Raw genomic sequence first — 15,906 nt, 5'->3', positions numbered from 1 at the left:
CCACTCTAATTGATTAAATAATCCACTTATTTATTAAATTAGCATCCATAAGGTCACGCCTTCAACTTTACCTTATATCTGACTCACACCAACTCAGACTCGCTTAGATAAGATTAAAGCCTACTACTACCCTACTAATTACCGATTCATTATATCAGACTCTTCTATGAAGTTCCACTACTTAATTATAATTGTTCTAGTGCATTAAATTCAGCATCTGAAAGTGTAATGTAAGCTGCTTGGATATTACTTTCAAAATGTTGAATGTTAGATGTTCCTGGAATTGGCAAAATCACATCTGATTTTTGCAACAGCCACGCTAATGCAATTTGGCTTGGCGTAGCAAGATGATTATTGGCAATTTGAGATAAAATCCCATGTTCTTCTTGAGCTAATCTACCAGTCGCCAGTGGGAACCAAGGAATAAATGCCATGTGGTTTTCTTCTGCATATTGAAGAACATCTTCATCATCACGCTCAATTAAATTGTAGCGATTTTGGACGGATGCAATTTTAGCAACAGCTTGAGCCCGTTTGATTTGTTCTACGGTTACTTGACTTAAGCCGATATGACGAATTTTACCTTCTTTTTGCATATCTGCTAAAACACCAACTTGTTCTTCAATTGGAAAACGAGGATCAACTCGATGCAACTGCATTAAGTCGATACTATCAAGCCCAAGTGTACGTAAATTTAACTCTACTTGTTGTCTTAAATAATCTGGATCACCCACTACAGACCATTGATTAGGGCCTGGACGCGTGAAACCAACTTTACTAGCAATTAGCTTATGCGGTCCTTGATAATCCTTTAGAGCCGCTTTTATATATAAATTAGCGTAAAAAGGCCCGTATGAGTCTGCTGTATCAATAAAATTGACATCGCTATTTAAAACTGCTTTTGCCACCGCGACTGCATTTTCTTCATCCGTACTTGGTCCCCAAACTCCTGTACCAGGTAATTGCATCGCTCCAAAACCTAAACGATTTACTTCTAGTTCGCTATCAAATTCAAATGTTTGCTTAGTCATTTTAGTCCTCCGAAATGTTTACTATCCTCTATTATAACTGGTTTTTTGAAAAAAATTTTGAAAATTTCATTTGTATATAAAAAATTTATTTTCTTTTCGTCAAATCCGAATCTTATTTTTGGAAAATGTTCCTAACATAAAAAACGCCACTATCAACTTTATATCTCTATACTTATACATAGATAAAACTTAGAAAGTAGGACTACTTATGACTCCCAAATTAATTGCTATTGATGTAGATGATACCCTGTTAAATTCAAATATCGTACTATTACCATCCACCAAAGATATCATTGCTAAGTGTCTTCAAAACCACCTTAAAGTCGTGCTCTGTTCAGGGCGTCCCCTCGCTGGTGTAAAGCCTTTCTTAAATGAATTGGGTATTACCGCAGACGACCAATACGTCATCACTTATAACGGTTCTGTAATCGAATCTGTGACTGGTGAAGTAATTGCAAGTCATGAACTTTCCAACTCAGTTTATCGAGCAATGGATGAATTTTCTCGAAAATATCACGTTGCTTATAACGTACTGGATCGTGACAGCAATATCTACACCAGTAACCTTGAAGTCAATCGTTTTACGGTTGTCCAGGCTTGGGAAAATAAAGCTGGCTTATTAATTAAAACTCCTGATCAACTTCCTGCTGATTTTACCATTACTAAGGGCATTTTTGTTGGTGAAACAGCAGAGTTAAATCAAGTAGAAGAAGCTGTTCATGCTGCCTTTGATGATCAATGTTATGTGGTTCGAGCAGCCGATAATTTTCTTGAAGTTATGCATAAAAATGTAAATAAAGGGGCGGCTCTCAAAACTCTCTCCGAAAAATTAGGTATTCACCCTGAAGAAATCATTGCATTTGGTGATGAGCAAAACGATATCCCGATGTTTGATTTTGTTGGTACGGCCGTTGCCATGGAGAATGGTTCCGATTTAGCCAAATCTCATGCTGATATGATTACCAGTTCTAATGACGCTGATGGCATTAAAAACGCCCTCGAAAAATTAATTTTTAAATAAAATTAACACGGTTTATTTTTTCGATAGTGTTATAATGCAGGCGAGCAATTATATTTAACTAGAAAGGATTGATCGCTATGATTACAAGTACTGGTGATTTAAAAAAAAGGATTAACGCAAAGACTCCTAAAATTATTGTCTCAAAAGCCCTACTCTCCAAAAATAAATCTAACGACGCGAATGCGCCTTGGGTTGACGTTGGGTTTGCTGGATTAGCGGGCATCATCAGTACTGCATCCCTTTTCTTGATGTCCTTTCTATCTCAAAAATGGAAAGCAGCTTACGTTCAAAAGAAACTGTATTACCGATATTCTGCTATTTTAGAAGATGAGGATACAGTTACTTTCAACCTTAAAAAATAACTTATAATAAAAACCCTGCTATCTTTAGTTGATAGTAGGGTTTCTTGTTTAAATAAATCTATTTTGTTTTTCAGTGAAGCGAATGACGGGAATCGAACCCGCGACACAAGCTTGGGAAGCTTGAATTTTACCACTAAACTACATTCGCATATGAGTTAATTTTAGTTCAAAAAAATTGAATTGTAAAGTTGAATCATAAAAAAAGAGAAACCCAACTCCGCCACGAGTTGGATTTCCCTTTCTCATTCTCTAATATAAAATTAAAAATTTCAGTCCTAATCTAACTTATTCTGATTTCGCCGTGCAATAACCGGTAAAATCAATCCTAAAATAATTAATGCAAATGGTGTGATAATATTAAGCGCTAATTGGAACCACCAGCTAGTTGGATTAGCTGCAAAATCAGCCTTTGGAATAACTCCTAAAATACATGCAAAAGCTGTGAAAATAAAGCACCATAGTCCAAAGCCAAAACCAATCTTAGTATTTTTAACAAATACGTAATCAGATTTATAATTATTAATTTGTTTCATCAATAACATGTAGGCCACAAATACCCAAAGGTACCGCATTGGCATAACAATTGAGTTTAAATTCATTAACCAATTATACAAATCATTCATTCCGCCAATTCCTAAGGCTGGCACAATAATAATAATTGAAACTAAAATTGCAGTTAATTTGTAACCATTATAAGCAATTCCTTTAGCATTTTTTCTAGTAAGAAATGCTGGCACATAATTACTATCCGCATCATTTAACAAAATTCGTAGTGGTGCATCGATCGAAATCGCTAAAGCTGCCGAATTAGCCAAGATATTAGCAAAGGCGTAAATCCAAGTTAATGTATTACCAACGTGGAATTGATTACCCAAAATTTGGAAAGCCGTATAAGAACCATTGGCCATCAAGTCATTAGGAATATGTTGTGCATCAAAAATCATTCCCATCGCAAAAGAACCTAAAATTGCTGATATAGCCACCATGATTGCCAACAAAATCATTCCCAACGGAAATTCTTTAGCTGGATTTCTGGTTTTGTTAACGTATGGTGAAATTTTTTCTGCACCACCAACCGCAAAAACTAGCATTGAAATCGTTGTAAAGTAATTAAAATTAAATTTTGGCATATATGTACTAAATTGATCCATGTGAGCTGTGGCAATAGCTGAATGCGTGATAAATGGCGCTGAAATTCCTAAAATAATGAATAAAATTGACATGATAAACATCGCAATTCCAGCAATACTCCCAATTCGGTTCAGAGTTGTCACTCCTTTGGAAGCCATCCAAACAAATGCTAAAAAGATTATCAAACTTAATCCTTGAACAACATAAGATGGAGTTTGATTAACGAAACTACCGTTGTTTTTGAACATCCAGCTAAAACCAATCAAAATAGTTTGTGGCTTTTGGGCTAAGTATGGTACATGGACCACCCAGTATGTCCAAGCCGCAAAATAAGCCAGACGGCTATTGGAAAGTTCCTTCATCCATGACGATACACCACCCTCAGCTTCTCTAAAGGTAGAACCTAGTTGACCTACCATCAAGGTATACGGAATAAAATATAATAGCATTATTAATATCCATGAAACAATAACAACTAAACCTTGATTAGCAAAATTATTTACAACGTTGTTAAGACCCCAAACTGCTGTAAATGAAATCAGTGCGATATTAAACCATCTAAAGCTTCGATTATCTTTCGAATTTTCCATTAACGTCTCCCCCTAACGTAAAGTAAGCGATATCATATAGATTTATGTTTTTAGTATATATCTTCCACTCCAATTTAAAAAGTTTAACGTAATAAAAAAACGATTAATCATATCGATTAATCGTTTAATCTTTAATTTGCTCTTACTGTCATACTACGATCCACTCGTGATCGTCCGGTTGCATAATCAAATTGAACCCCTGGTTGTACATTCCAAACAAAAACGTTAAAATTTAACGATCCATCTGTTGCAATAGCTTCCGCATGGTAGCCAGTTGGCATTAATCCATTTCCTTTAAAAACAGTCGAAACGCGGTAAATAACCTTTTTATTCTTAGCTAATGCATCCCGTACCCGTTCCTCAAAAATTTGCATAGTCTGCTGATTACTGTATGCTGTTTGAGTAGCTAGATTTTTGGGATTATCTAATGATCCTAATTCATGAGCATTGAAATTCCCATTTTGATCAAATTTACCAGTAATTGAATATGCTAGTAAATGGCCTCGGTTCTGAATTTCAGTTGTTTTACCGTTAATGGTTAAACGTTTTTGATGCCAACCAGTTGGATTCCAAGTCTGACTGGTTCTGGTATTCGACTTAACTAAGTTTACACGACTTAGATATCCCGTTGCTTGTGTCGTCCGATTCAAACGATCTAAATTACCGTAAATAATTTGGTTTTTCTTCCAATCTGCGGGATTAAGGGTACTTTTATTATTGTTAACGTAAATATAAGCTGTTCCACCGGATTTAAAAGTTTGTTGAGATAATTGAGTATCCTCGACACTTTTAACCGATTTAGTCGTTTGTGGGATCCCCTGACTAGTCAGATTAGAAACAAACTGATGAATATCATTTCCTTTGAAAAAAGTTCCTAAAATGGCAATTACTAAAACAAGCCAAATACTAGTAGACTGCTTATTTTTTCTTCTTCGTTTACTCATCTCTTCCTCCAAGTTAATCATAGTAAAAAGTTGGGACAAACTGGTTTAGTTTAATCCCAACTTTTATTTTTACTTTCTTAGTTTCAAAGCCATTTCGATCGATTTATCTACTAATACCGATTGTGAATCTGCAACCGGAAAACTGTGATCATGAGCCATTTCCTGAGCATACGATAATTCAGTACAACCTAAAATTACCACATCGGCTCCTTGTTCTTCTACCATCATTTTTAGAATATGATAGAAAAGCTCAGCATCGACTAGATTTTGTTCTTTGATATCATCAAAAATTAACTTGCTAGTTAAATCCTGAATTGCTTTAGTTGGTTTAACAACTTCAAAACCTTCAGCTAACAATTCACGGTCATAAATTCCATCACTAGTCGTTCCAGGTGTCCCAATAATCCCGATTTTTTTAGCATTTGGATACTGCTCTTTGATATGTTTTACAGTTTCGCGGGGCATATGCACAATGGGCACATCCGTTGCTTTTTGCAAATCATCATAGAAAAAGTGTGCAGTATTACAGGCAATTACAAAAAAGGCTGGATTCAGCTTGCTTTGTTCTTGAATGTCCTCTAATAAATCTGGGTAAGGGTTTGGTTGCGAATGGTCCATTAAATAGGTTGAACGATCCGGAACTGTAGCATGGTTTACTAAAATGTAATTTAAATAATCTTGATCGCGATGGGTAGGAGTTCTAGCATTTAATAACCTAATGTAACTTTCAGTTGCTGGAGTCCCCATTCCACCAATAATCGTAAAGAATTTTTTCACAGGTCTTACCCCTTATTTTCCTTAAAATACTTCCTAAAGTTCTTAACATAATTATGGTTCATCCACCACATTAATAAGCTACGCTTAAAGTTCATATCCTCATCGTAGATAGCGGTAAATCCATATTGATCATTGTTAATTAGTTCAAGCGCCTTTTGCTTATCATCATTATTTTTAACATACTTTTTGAAGACCTTAACTGGAACGCCCAACCATAACTTCCAGTTGCCTGGAACATCATTAGCGTATACAGTTTCACGATCAGCCAACGCATTGTTAACTCGGTCTTCAACCACCCAACGAGCTAGGTTGTATCCATTTAATGTAACAAAGAAGCTACTACGGCCTTGACGAATATTGATTTCAAATAATTTAAACTTACCATCCCGACTGTCATATTTCATATCAAAGTTGGCATATCCAACGTAATTGATACTTTCAAGAAAGTTTTTAACCGTGTCATAAATTTCTTGGTTAAATTCAGGAATAATTGCTACGTAGTTTCCAATTGCTGATGGAGCTGGATCCTCCAATAATGGATGACCTAAACACATCATTTTTACTTGATGATTTTGATCAACATAAGCATTCAAAACTCGCATGTTGCTATCATCACCTGGAATAAAATCTTGTAAAATCAAATCAGAAGTATAGCCATTGTCATAGATTTTACCAATGACTTCATCAAGTTCTGCTTGAGTTTTAATTCTGAAAGCTTTTTTACGACCTTCAAAATGAATATCGAGCCATTCTACACTGTCAGCTGGCTTCAAAGCAACTGGAAATTCAAAAGGTGAGATGAATTTCTCACCACTTTCATATTGTGCCTTCGTAATAAAATGGGTTGCTGGATATGGTAAATTATATTCATCACAAATTGAATAAAAACGTTCTTTATTATTCAATTGTTTCAATAAATCATAATCGATGTAGGGACAGATGAAAGTTTTTGACAACTCTTCTTTATGCTTTGAAATCAATTCAGCATAGCCATCGCCCATCCCTAGTAAAACAACCTTCTCGTCAGAATTTTCGTATTTTTTAGCAATTTTACGCATTGATTCAATAAAAACAGGGTCTTCTGAAAAACCAGGAATAATATCAACATTCACGATTTTAGTAAAACGTGTGGGTGCTAGCACGGTCCCGGCATACGCTTGAACACGTCTTCCTGTAATTTCGTAAAATGAACGAGCCATCCCATAAGCATTAAAATCACTACCTAATAGAATTGGCGTAAAATTGTTAGTTGGTCTTTCCATTAACTTAATCCCCTCTTCACTTCTTCTGCTACTCCCATATCAGTTGGCCAAGGAGTATCTACCCCTCCAACTTTTTGGTATGGATCTTCACCTTTTCCGGCAAGCACGACCACATCTTTCTCACTACTATTCATAATCGCTTGCTCGATTGCATCGTGTCGGTCAAGTACCTGACGAACTTCAACTGTACCAGGTTTAATATTATCCATAATTTGCTGGATAATTTGTTCTGGATCTTCAAAAGCTGGATCATCCGTTGTCAAATAAGCAATATCTGCTTGTTCACTCAACGCTTGACCGAACCCAGCTCTTCTCGAAATCCCTTTATCACCAGGACTTCCAACCACCACGATAACCTTACCATCGTGATATTGATGCTTTAAGAATTTTAATAGTGCGTGCAAACTAGCATAATTGTGTGCATAATCTACAAAAACCACTCCATGTCCTGGAACATTTAGATGTTCCATACGACCTGGAATCACGATTGATTTTAGTGGTAACACTGCATCCTGATAAGTAACGTCTGCAAGGGCAGCAGCAATAATGGCAGCCGTTGCATTACTTTGATTGTAATCGCCCGCCACATTTAAATCGTAATCACCTGCCACGTGGAATGCTTCTGCTTTTGAACTGCTTTCAACCAAAGTGAATCGATTGGAAGTAAGATCATCTTCTTCATCTTGAATTAAGAAATCTACTCCACCATTTTCAACATCTGCACTAAACAAATAAATTTGTTCCGGATCAGTTGTTGCTTTTGCAGCGCCAAAAACATCATCAAAACGATCTGTATCTGCATCAATAATACAACGTTTAGAGTTAACCATTAATTGTAATTTGCAATGCAAGTAATCTTCAAAATCTTTGTGCTCATTGCGCCCAATGTGATCCGGCGTAATGTTTAAAAAGATTCCACAATCAAATTTTAATCCATAAACCCGGTCTCTTAAATAAGCTTGCGAAGACACTTCCATTACCAGATATTTCATCCCATTATCCACAGCGACTCGCATATCATGGAATAAATTCATTGATTCTGGTGTGGTTAAATCTGATTTAAATTGGTCCTCAGGCTTGGGTCCCACAATTCGATCAATTGTTGAAAATAGAGCCACTTGGTTTGGATACTTTTGATTCAAAATTGAGTGTGCAAAGTAAGCTGAACTGGTCTTACCCTTCGTTCCCGTAATCCCGATAATAAACAAGTCATTTTGCGGAAAATTGTAATAAGTAGCCGAAAGAACCGCCATGGCTCTTGTAACATTCGTTACAATAATCGCAGTCATGCCGGTTCCTTCTGGATATTCATTCTCAGACACATAAGTGGTAGCACCATTTTGGCGGGCTACTGATAAATACTCTGGTTTGAAATTTCCTTTGCAAAAGAACATATAACCTGGCTTTACGGTTCTAGAATCATAAGATATTCCAGTATTTGCAACTGTTTTAGTTGATTTGATTTCTTTTAATAAATCATGTTCTGTAAGGATTGCCTTAACAGTGGCAATTTCAAGGTCCATCTATTTCATCTCCACCTATACTTGAGTTCTCTTAACTAAATCTATTGTATTAGTATTGGTATCTTCTGGGAAGAAAACTCCATACCATAAAATAAATGTGTAAATTGTGAAAATCTTTTGCATACTTGATTTTCCGTTAACATGTTCATCAAGAATATGCATTAAAGCTTCTGGCTTAAAGAATTTCTTAGCAATGTCTGAATTGAAAGCTGCTTCAATTCGTTTACGATACTTATCTTCTTTAATCCAGTTGGCGATTGGAGATGGGAAACCAAGTTTTTCCTTCTTAGCTACTCGTTCTGGTAATTCAGCTTCTGCAGCATGACGAAGAGATACCTTAGTTTCTTCTTTATGAATTCGAGTCTTAATTGGCATGGTTGCAGCAAATTTGGCTACTTCCCGGTCAACCAACGGTGTCCGAACTTCTAGTGAGTTAGCCATACTCATTCGATCAGCTTTGTGCAAGATATCAAATGGAAGCCAAGTATTGATGTCAAAGTATTGCATTTGAGTCATCTCATCTTTGCCCTTCACTTCGTCAAAGATATGTTGTGTATAAGCTCCTGAATCAACATTCAAAGCTGGATTACGTAAAATTTGATCACGTTCTTGTTGATTAAATACGTAATTTACGCGGTAATAGCGTTCACTAAGTGGCTGAGCCCCACGCATCAAGAAACGACGTCCATGGAAACGAGGAAGACCTGAAACTGCCTTAGCCAACCCTTTTCGAATAAAGCTAGGAACCATCTTTTGGTAACGTTCAAATGTGAAAGCTTCTAGATAAGTATTGTATCCACCAAAGAATTCATCGGCACCTTCTCCTGAAAGAGCCACTTTGACATTCTTACGAGTACCTTTGGAAAGATAGAATAATTGCATTGCTGATGGATTTGATAGTGGTTCATCCATGTAGTACATGATGGTTGGCAAAATATCAAAGTAATCATCACCATCCATGTAGAGTGGTGTATTCTTTTGATTGATTTCCTTAGCAAATTCAGTTGAGTAACTTAATTCACTATACTTAGAATTTCTAAATCCAAGTGAGAAAGATTGGATAGGTTTAAGTTTAGCAGCTTCTGCCAAAACATAACTTGAATCAATTCCACTAGATAAGAAACTACCAACTTCAACATCTGCAATCATATGTGCATCTACAGAGTCACTAACAATCTTTCGAATTTTCTTTGAATCTTCTTCGATAGTTTGTGATTCGTCGATATGGTCGTAGTTAAATTTAAAGTAAGTATGGGTTTCTGTTTTACCATTTTTATGAATGAAGTAAGTTCCTGGAAGAAGCTTGTAAACATTCTTAAACATCGTTTCTTTAGAAGGAATAAATTCAAAACTTAAGTGGATTGGTAATAGTTCTTCATTGAATTCCTTCACAAAGTTTGGATGTTCTAGGAATGATTTGATTTCTGAACCCCAAAGGAACGTTTTATCATCATCGTAGTAGTAAAGAGGCTTGATTCCAAAATGATCACGAGCACCAAATACTTCTTGTTTTTCTTTATCATAAATTACAAAGGCAAACATCCCACGAAGTTTTTTAAGTAATTCTGGTCCCCATGCGTCATAACCATGGATTAGGACTTCTGAATCAACATCCGTTCTAAATTCATATCCTAATTCTTTTAGTTCTTCACGAACTTGTTTGTAGTTATAAATTTCACCATTGAAAGTTAATACTTTAGTTTCAGCACTATTCATCATGGGTTGACGTCCGTGTGCCAAATCAATAATTGATAGGCGACGGAATCCCATTGACGCATTTTCATCTTGGAAAAATGCTTCATCGTCTGGTCCTCGGTGTTTAATTCGATCGGCCATTGACTTGATTGTGTCTTTATTTACATTAGCTTGATTAATGTAACCAGCAAATCCGCACATTTTGTAATCCCCTTTTATTTTTCAAATATATACATATCGTTCTATAATTCCAGTAACAGATAACATTTTAGCAAAAATTAGAAACCAATACTACTACCGTTAATTATTCTTAAATATGTTAACTGGAAAATAAAACGTTGCATCAACAATTAATCGTGATTTCGAATTCTTATTGTTTGAACAATTCAACCAATCTCTCTAAAATGAAGCTAACTAGATTAGTGTCGGATAGTAGTACTTTAGCCTTTAAGATACTACTTTTAAAATTCGATGTACAATTTAGCTCTTTCCAACCTTTTTTGGCTGAATAAAAACTTCAAGAAAGTAGTGATTTAGATGGAAAATCGTATTAATAAGTTTGATCCGTTTGCTCTAATTTTAGGTGTTTTGTTTATTGTGATTGCTATTTTTTCAATCAAAAACCCTTTATCAACTTTTAGGATGGTGATTATCATCGCCGCCATTGCGTCCTTATCTACGGGATTTTATAAATTATTTTGGATCCGACCTTTTCTTGGTAAAACTACTTGGTTGACCCTAAATGCCGTACTTGACATCATCGTCGGATTTCTAATGTTATTCAATGATTCGTTTGGTATGGTCTATGTTTCAGTCTTGATTGCTTTAATGTTTTTAGGTGATTCCTTCACCACCCTTTGGCTGGCTAATTATATTAGAAATTTTAGCCACAAATATTTTGTTTTAGATGTATTTATCTCAATCTTAGGTATTATCCTAGGAATTGTTTTACTATTCTCACCCCTTATTACTGCAATCTCCATTTCTATGATGATTGCTCTATTATTTTTGATTTTTGGAATTTCTTTAATTATCCATGCAATATAAAAGCTGGTGTCATCGAAAGTATTCTCAATGATTGTTTAGTCATTGTCTCTGTTACTTTCGTTGACACCAGCTTTTTAGCTTAAATTTCATATTTTTCAATTTTTCGGTGGTTTAATTTTTGCAGTTCTCGATTATTTTGTTCCTTAAATGTCGCCATATAGAGATTAAGTTGATCAATATCAATCATTTGGGCTTGCTCAAATACCACCCACTCTACGCCCTCCGTTAATGGAGGAGTAGTCAATGAACCTATGTAGCGATAAAAATAACCCCTTTTTGGAATCAAATCATCTAAAAGTATGAATTGTTCCACTTTATTATCATCCATAGCCGTTAATATTTTTTCAAAAGTAGCATTTTTAGCCCCCAACTTAAAGGTCACACTGACCACTAAAGGCTGTCTGAGGCAACCATAATGGACGAAGTGGGCCTCTAGTACTCGCGGTGTAGCCTCACCCTTAAAGCAATGTTCTGCTGGATGATGGAAATGAACCTCCTCCAGCTGGAAGCTTCGTTGATCTGCTTCCATTTTCCCATTAGCAGTTAACGATAAACTATTATAATTTTTATGTAATTCTGTTGCAGTATAATTTTTCAACCCATCCACAATCTGATTTTTCTTAGCTTTTAACTTTGCCGTTTCAATTAGAATTGGTGATTGGGTTTCTCGAGCCTCTGATTCCCACTGATCTTGTTGAGTATACTTTAGTTTTCGCATCATCTATTCCTTTCAAAAAAATCAATTACAGCATCAGTATACTTTTTATCTAATTTTACGCCAGTTTTTTGCTCAGGGTAAATCTTCAACGATGTGAATCATTTCACCAACACAAAAAAACTAGAAGTTAAATTTCTCAATTAATTTCTAGTTTCCTTTAATTTATATACGTTAAAATTATATGCCACAGACAAGATTCGAACTTGCACATAGTTGCCTATACAGCGACCTGAACGCTGCGCGTCTGCCAATTCCGCCACTGTGGCTTAACAAACACATTTTACACCTCCCCTTATTAAAAGTGAACAAATATTTTTTCTTTGTCGCAAAATGAGCATATTTTTACTCTTTATCAGTATTATTAGCACTGGAAATGACCACAAATAAGATATAATATCAATAAATAAGATATAATAGACACAAGGAGTTGAGATGACGTGGTAAACACATTCCAAGCTAATCGGATCGTTAAATGTTATAAATCCAACGACCTCTCGAAACCTTTCGTTGGAAAAATTAGCGATGTGATTGATAATGATGCAATTGTAGACATTCTAGACTATGATCCTAGCGACCGTTATGCCGCTTATAAAGTTAATTATACCGTGCGGGTTAAAATTTGTGATATCGTTCCCCTCGAAGTTAAACGCCATACCCAATAAGCGATTATTGTGGCTAATAAGTCCTTTAATATGTTACAGAAAAATCAATTAAGTATCGAAAAAAGAAACAGGATTTACAATCCTGTTTCTTAGTCGTTTCTATTTATCAATTAAGATTACTGTACCATAACCATGGACTACCAAAAACTTGGGTGCTCCATTGACTTCTACTACTTCTGTATTGTACTTTAAGCCGATAATTCCGTCGCCTTCAAGCAAATCAGCTTTCTTTTTCAACTTTTGTTTTGCTTCATCAAATAGTTGATCAAACATATTGTACTTATCGATGTCTTCGGAAGCTAACATCAAGCTACTGGTTGCTTCAACCACGTCCTTAATTGTATAACCGGCATTGATACCTTCGGTTGTGATAAACATTTATTTTTCCCCCTGCTGCTTTTCTTCCTCTTTTTGTTGCTTAGCAAATTCTTGCATTCGTGTTCGAATTTCAATCACCGCAGTTACAATCATTGAAAATAAAAATCCAATGACCCACATAATTACCAATGGTGCCCCGCTCATGTGCGTAAATTCCGTCACGAGTACCAAAATTACCGCCACAATCAAGGGAATCCCAATTTTCAATGTCTTCATTGCTTTCTCCCATTTTTCTTAACATCTGTCAGTCGAGTTGAGAAATATTGAATATACCAAGTCAGAATTATCCCAACAATTATTATAATAATAAATTTATTCGTTTTACTCAACGATGACACCCAAGTCATTATCATAATAATCGTTGATAGGATCAGTAAAATTAGCGAACTTCGGTAATAAGTCTTTTTTTGCATGCTACTATTCCCCTAATACAAATTTATTAATTGCCTCAGCCACACCCGTTTCATAATTTCCTTTAGCAATATATTTAGCATTTGCTTTAGCAGATGCACTAGCATTGGAAACTACCACAGGAAGTCCCACACTCTTGAGCATTGCTACATCATTGTTATTATCGCCCAATGCCATTATTTCATCCGCTTTTATACCTAAATGCCGTCCAAGTTCTAGACTAGCTTGACCCTTATCGACACCTTTTAAATTAAATTCAGTATATCGGTCTGAAGAAAAAGTAGCATTCACATCGAAATTAACTTTATCTAGTACTTCTGCTTTAATCTGTTTTCTCTTATTAAAATCAGGATTCATCGTAATTATTTTAAAAATTGGTTCATCTTTTAATGTATCCAGATTATCATGCTCAAATCTAATGGTACGGACCCCACGACTACGAATATATTCATTATCTTCTTCAACTTCATTAAATACATAAACATCATTTAACGTATAAATATGCGTCGAATTCTCCAAATGCTGCTTGGTTATATCAAAAATCTGAGTGGCTTGCTCAAATGAAAATGCATTAGCTTGGATTACATCAAAATTTTGATTTTCGACGATTACTCCACCATTATATGAAATCACAAATTCATTTGCTTTCCCTTTCAACCCCAAAGTTTCTAATAAAGGTTGTACCGATTCAAATCCACGTCCGGTATTAGGGACAAACTTAACTCCTTTTTGAGTTGCTTTTTTAATAGCTTCAATGTTTTCTTCCGAAACATTTCCATCTGGTCCTACTAAAGTTTCATCTAAATCACTAACGATTAGTTTTATCATAAAATTCTTCCTCACAATCTAACATATCTCTAGCCTATCGAATTTGGTAGCGCTTTTCAAATAATAATTAACTTTTTAAGTAAACCATTTCATTTTTGGGTATTCAAATACTAAGCAGTTTTTTAAATAAAATTCAAGCTTGTTTTGCGCTCCAATTCTTTATACAATATGTTGTGGCTGTTTAAAGATTTAGGATTTATTAATACTAGATTTCGGCAAAAAAAAAATGGAAAAGGGAGCATTTTATGGTGATAATTACAGCAGGAATGATCGGCGTCGGTAAAACTACATTAACAGGGAAAATTGCTGACTATTATGGAACAAAGGCGTTCTACGAACCAGTTGGAGACAATCCCGTTTTACCACTCTATTATTCTGACCAAAAAAGTTATGGATTCTTACTTCAAATTTATTTTTTGAATAAACGATTCCAAATGATCAAAAAGGCTTTGACTGATGATAATAATGTATTAGACCGTTCAATCTACGAAGATGCTCTATTCACACGTGAAAACAACAAAGAAGGTAACATTACGGATACTGAATTTGAAGTTTACATGAACCTTCTTGATAACATGATGAGTGAGCTTCAAAATCTACCTAAGAAAGCACCAGATTTGATGGTCTATGCTGAAACAGATTTTGATACCATCCTCTATCGTATTCGTAAACGTGGGCGTGACTATGAACAATTCGATAACAATCCTGAATTGGAATCTTACTACTATAAGATGTGGTCAGCTTACAAGACATGGTACGAAGAATATGATGTTGGTCCTAAAATGAAAATTGATTTACAAAAGTACGATTTAAGTAACGAAGAAAACGTTAAAATCATCCTTAAACAAATCAATGCTAAACTTAAAGAAGTTCGGGTTGAAGAACCTATGCATAAAGCAATCTAATTTAAAATGACCTCAATTGTCGTTCCACTCTAGTTTAAAACTAAAGTGCCGACAATTGAGGTCATTTTGTTTATCATTTAATTTTTAACAATCATAACGTCTGTAGGTGAATTTTCGACTACATAACTAGCTGTTGAACCGATAAATACTTGAGCGACCTTGCCTAATCCAGTCGCACCTAAAACGATTAGATCGATATCGTATTCTTTAGGCAATTCACGGCTTAACATTGATTTAGGACTACCAATTTTAAGGGCAATTTCCACATCTTCAACGCCTTTTTCGTTAGCTTTTTGTTTCAAAACTTCAAGTTTTTCTTCCCTAGAACGAAGAATGTCCTCAATGTCATCATCTGTTGAAACAACACCAAAGCCAAGGGAAACACTCTCAGTGTTAGCGTGTTGCCTTTTTACTACATGAGCAATAATAAGTTTTGCATCGTTCCTCTTTGCAACCTCAATTACTCGATCAAAAGCTGCCATTGATTCTGGTGAACCATCATAGCCAAATAAAATTTTTTTATAATCCATATTACACACCAACCTTTCATCTTCTATTATAACAATTTAGCGCTTACATAATAGAGTTTTATGCATTTTCTTCGATTTTTATTTTGCATGT

General features: G+C 35.2%; 17 protein-coding genes and 2 tRNA genes. 5 read left to right on the top strand and 14 right to left on the bottom strand.

Features of this window, described 5'->3' with window-relative positions; translation table 11 throughout:
- Positions 1-185: 185 nt before the first annotated feature.
- Positions 186-1,031: an aldo/keto reductase gene (locus IV86_RS01930; RefSeq protein ID WP_002833767.1), complete on the bottom strand. Its 846-nt coding sequence runs from the start codon at positions 1,029-1,031 to the stop codon at positions 186-188.
- 208 nt (positions 1,032-1,239) lie between these two features.
- Here IV86_RS01930 and IV86_RS01925 point away from each other — a divergent pair, with 208 nt between their 5' ends.
- Together IV86_RS01925 and IV86_RS01920 are read left to right on the top strand one after the other, a co-directional pair.
- On the top strand, positions 1,240-2,052 hold the full coding sequence (locus tag IV86_RS01925; RefSeq protein WP_002833766.1) for a Cof-type HAD-IIB family hydrolase: 813 nt from the start codon (positions 1,240-1,242) through the stop codon (positions 2,050-2,052).
- A 77-nt stretch (positions 2,053-2,129) separates the two neighbouring features.
- Positions 2,130-2,414, top strand: a complete 285-nt coding sequence (locus tag IV86_RS01920) for a hypothetical protein (protein WP_002833765.1) — start codon at positions 2,130-2,132, stop codon at positions 2,412-2,414.
- 77 nt (positions 2,415-2,491) lie between these two features.
- On the opposite strand, the gene IV86_RS01915 is transcribed toward IV86_RS01920, so the two are convergent.
- From IV86_RS01915 to asnB, 7 genes are all read right to left on the bottom strand, one after another.
- Positions 2,492-2,562, bottom strand: a tRNA-Gly gene (locus IV86_RS01915).
- A 127-nt stretch (positions 2,563-2,689) separates the two neighbouring features.
- Entirely contained in the window at positions 2,690-4,135 is a 1,446-nt protein-coding gene (locus IV86_RS01910; RefSeq protein ID WP_002833764.1) for an amino acid permease, read from the bottom strand.
- 131 nt (positions 4,136-4,266) lie between these two features.
- Positions 4,267-5,079 carry a DNA/RNA non-specific endonuclease gene (locus IV86_RS01905; protein ID WP_011673192.1) on the bottom strand — a complete coding sequence of 271 codons (813 nt, stop codon included), beginning with the start codon at positions 5,077-5,079 and terminating at the stop codon, positions 4,267-4,269.
- A gap of 69 nt (positions 5,080-5,148) precedes the next feature.
- Positions 5,149-5,856 (bottom strand): aspartate/glutamate racemase family protein, encoded by a 708-nt coding sequence (locus tag IV86_RS01900; RefSeq protein ID WP_002833762.1) that lies wholly within the window; start codon positions 5,854-5,856, stop codon positions 5,149-5,151.
- A gap of 5 nt (positions 5,857-5,861) precedes the next feature.
- Positions 5,862-7,118, bottom strand: coding sequence for a carboxylate--amine ligase (locus IV86_RS01895; RefSeq protein WP_002833761.1), 1,257 nt, complete (start codon positions 7,116-7,118; stop codon positions 5,862-5,864).
- Complete coding sequence (locus IV86_RS01890) at positions 7,118-8,641, bottom strand: UDP-N-acetylmuramoyl-L-alanyl-D-glutamate--2,6-diaminopimelate ligase (protein WP_002833760.1); 1,524 nt, start codon at positions 8,639-8,641, stop codon at positions 7,118-7,120. The genes IV86_RS01895 and IV86_RS01890 overlap by 1 nt, the downstream gene beginning before the upstream one ends.
- Positions 8,642-8,656: 15 nt before the next feature.
- Positions 8,657-10,537, bottom strand: a complete 1,881-nt coding sequence (gene asnB, locus IV86_RS01885) for an asparagine synthase (glutamine-hydrolyzing) (protein ID WP_056979320.1) — start codon at positions 10,535-10,537, stop codon at positions 8,657-8,659.
- A gap of 336 nt (positions 10,538-10,873) precedes the next feature.
- On the opposite strand from asnB, the gene IV86_RS01880 reads away from it, so the two are divergent.
- Positions 10,874-11,383 carry a DUF308 domain-containing protein gene (locus tag IV86_RS01880; protein ID WP_011673190.1) on the top strand — a complete coding sequence of 170 codons (510 nt, stop codon included), beginning with the start codon at positions 10,874-10,876 and terminating at the stop codon, positions 11,381-11,383.
- A gap of 79 nt (positions 11,384-11,462) precedes the next feature.
- Here IV86_RS01880 and IV86_RS01875 read toward each other — a convergent pair whose 3' ends face one another.
- Together IV86_RS01875 and IV86_RS01870 are read right to left on the bottom strand one after the other, a co-directional pair.
- On the bottom strand, positions 11,463-12,104 hold the full coding sequence (locus IV86_RS01875) for a carbonic anhydrase family protein (protein ID WP_232625436.1): 642 nt from the start codon (positions 12,102-12,104) through the stop codon (positions 11,463-11,465).
- Between the two features lie 179 nt (positions 12,105-12,283).
- Positions 12,284-12,367: transfer RNA gene (locus IV86_RS01870), tRNA-Leu, on the bottom strand.
- A gap of 171 nt (positions 12,368-12,538) precedes the next feature.
- On the opposite strand from IV86_RS01870, the gene IV86_RS01865 reads away from it, so the two are divergent.
- Positions 12,539-12,763, top strand: a complete 225-nt coding sequence (locus tag IV86_RS01865) for a hypothetical protein (protein ID WP_002833755.1) — start codon at positions 12,539-12,541, stop codon at positions 12,761-12,763.
- Positions 12,764-12,862: 99 nt separating this feature from the next.
- On the opposite strand, the gene IV86_RS01860 is transcribed toward IV86_RS01865, so the two are convergent.
- The 3 genes from IV86_RS01860 to IV86_RS01845 all read right to left on the bottom strand — a co-directional run bounded on the left by IV86_RS01860 (position 12,863) and on the right by IV86_RS01845 (position 14,380).
- Positions 12,863-13,141 carry a hypothetical protein gene (locus IV86_RS01860; protein WP_011673189.1) on the bottom strand — a complete coding sequence of 93 codons (279 nt, stop codon included), beginning with the start codon at positions 13,139-13,141 and terminating at the stop codon, positions 12,863-12,865.
- Positions 13,142-13,357: a hypothetical protein gene (locus tag IV86_RS01855; protein ID WP_002833753.1), complete on the bottom strand. Its 216-nt coding sequence runs from the start codon at positions 13,355-13,357 to the stop codon at positions 13,142-13,144.
- 201 nt (positions 13,358-13,558) lie between these two features.
- A complete protein-coding gene (locus IV86_RS01845; protein ID WP_002833752.1) occupies positions 13,559-14,380 on the bottom strand; it encodes a Cof-type HAD-IIB family hydrolase in 822 nt (273 codons plus the stop codon).
- A 245-nt stretch (positions 14,381-14,625) separates the two neighbouring features.
- Here IV86_RS01845 and IV86_RS01840 point away from each other — a divergent pair, with 245 nt between their 5' ends.
- Complete coding sequence (locus tag IV86_RS01840) at positions 14,626-15,285, top strand: deoxynucleoside kinase (RefSeq protein ID WP_002833751.1); 660 nt, start codon at positions 14,626-14,628, stop codon at positions 15,283-15,285.
- 77 nt (positions 15,286-15,362) lie between these two features.
- Here IV86_RS01840 and IV86_RS01835 read toward each other — a convergent pair whose 3' ends face one another.
- Positions 15,363-15,815 carry a universal stress protein gene (locus IV86_RS01835; protein ID WP_002833750.1) on the bottom strand — a complete coding sequence of 151 codons (453 nt, stop codon included), beginning with the start codon at positions 15,813-15,815 and terminating at the stop codon, positions 15,363-15,365.
- Positions 15,816-15,906 lie beyond the last annotated feature (91 nt).

This window comes from Pediococcus pentosaceus, assembly GCF_001437285.1.
Classification (GTDB): Bacteria; Bacillota; Bacilli; order Lactobacillales; family Lactobacillaceae; genus Pediococcus; species Pediococcus pentosaceus.
The sequence above is the reverse complement of the archived record's forward strand: the minus strand, read 5'-3'. Positions and strand labels throughout refer to the sequence as shown.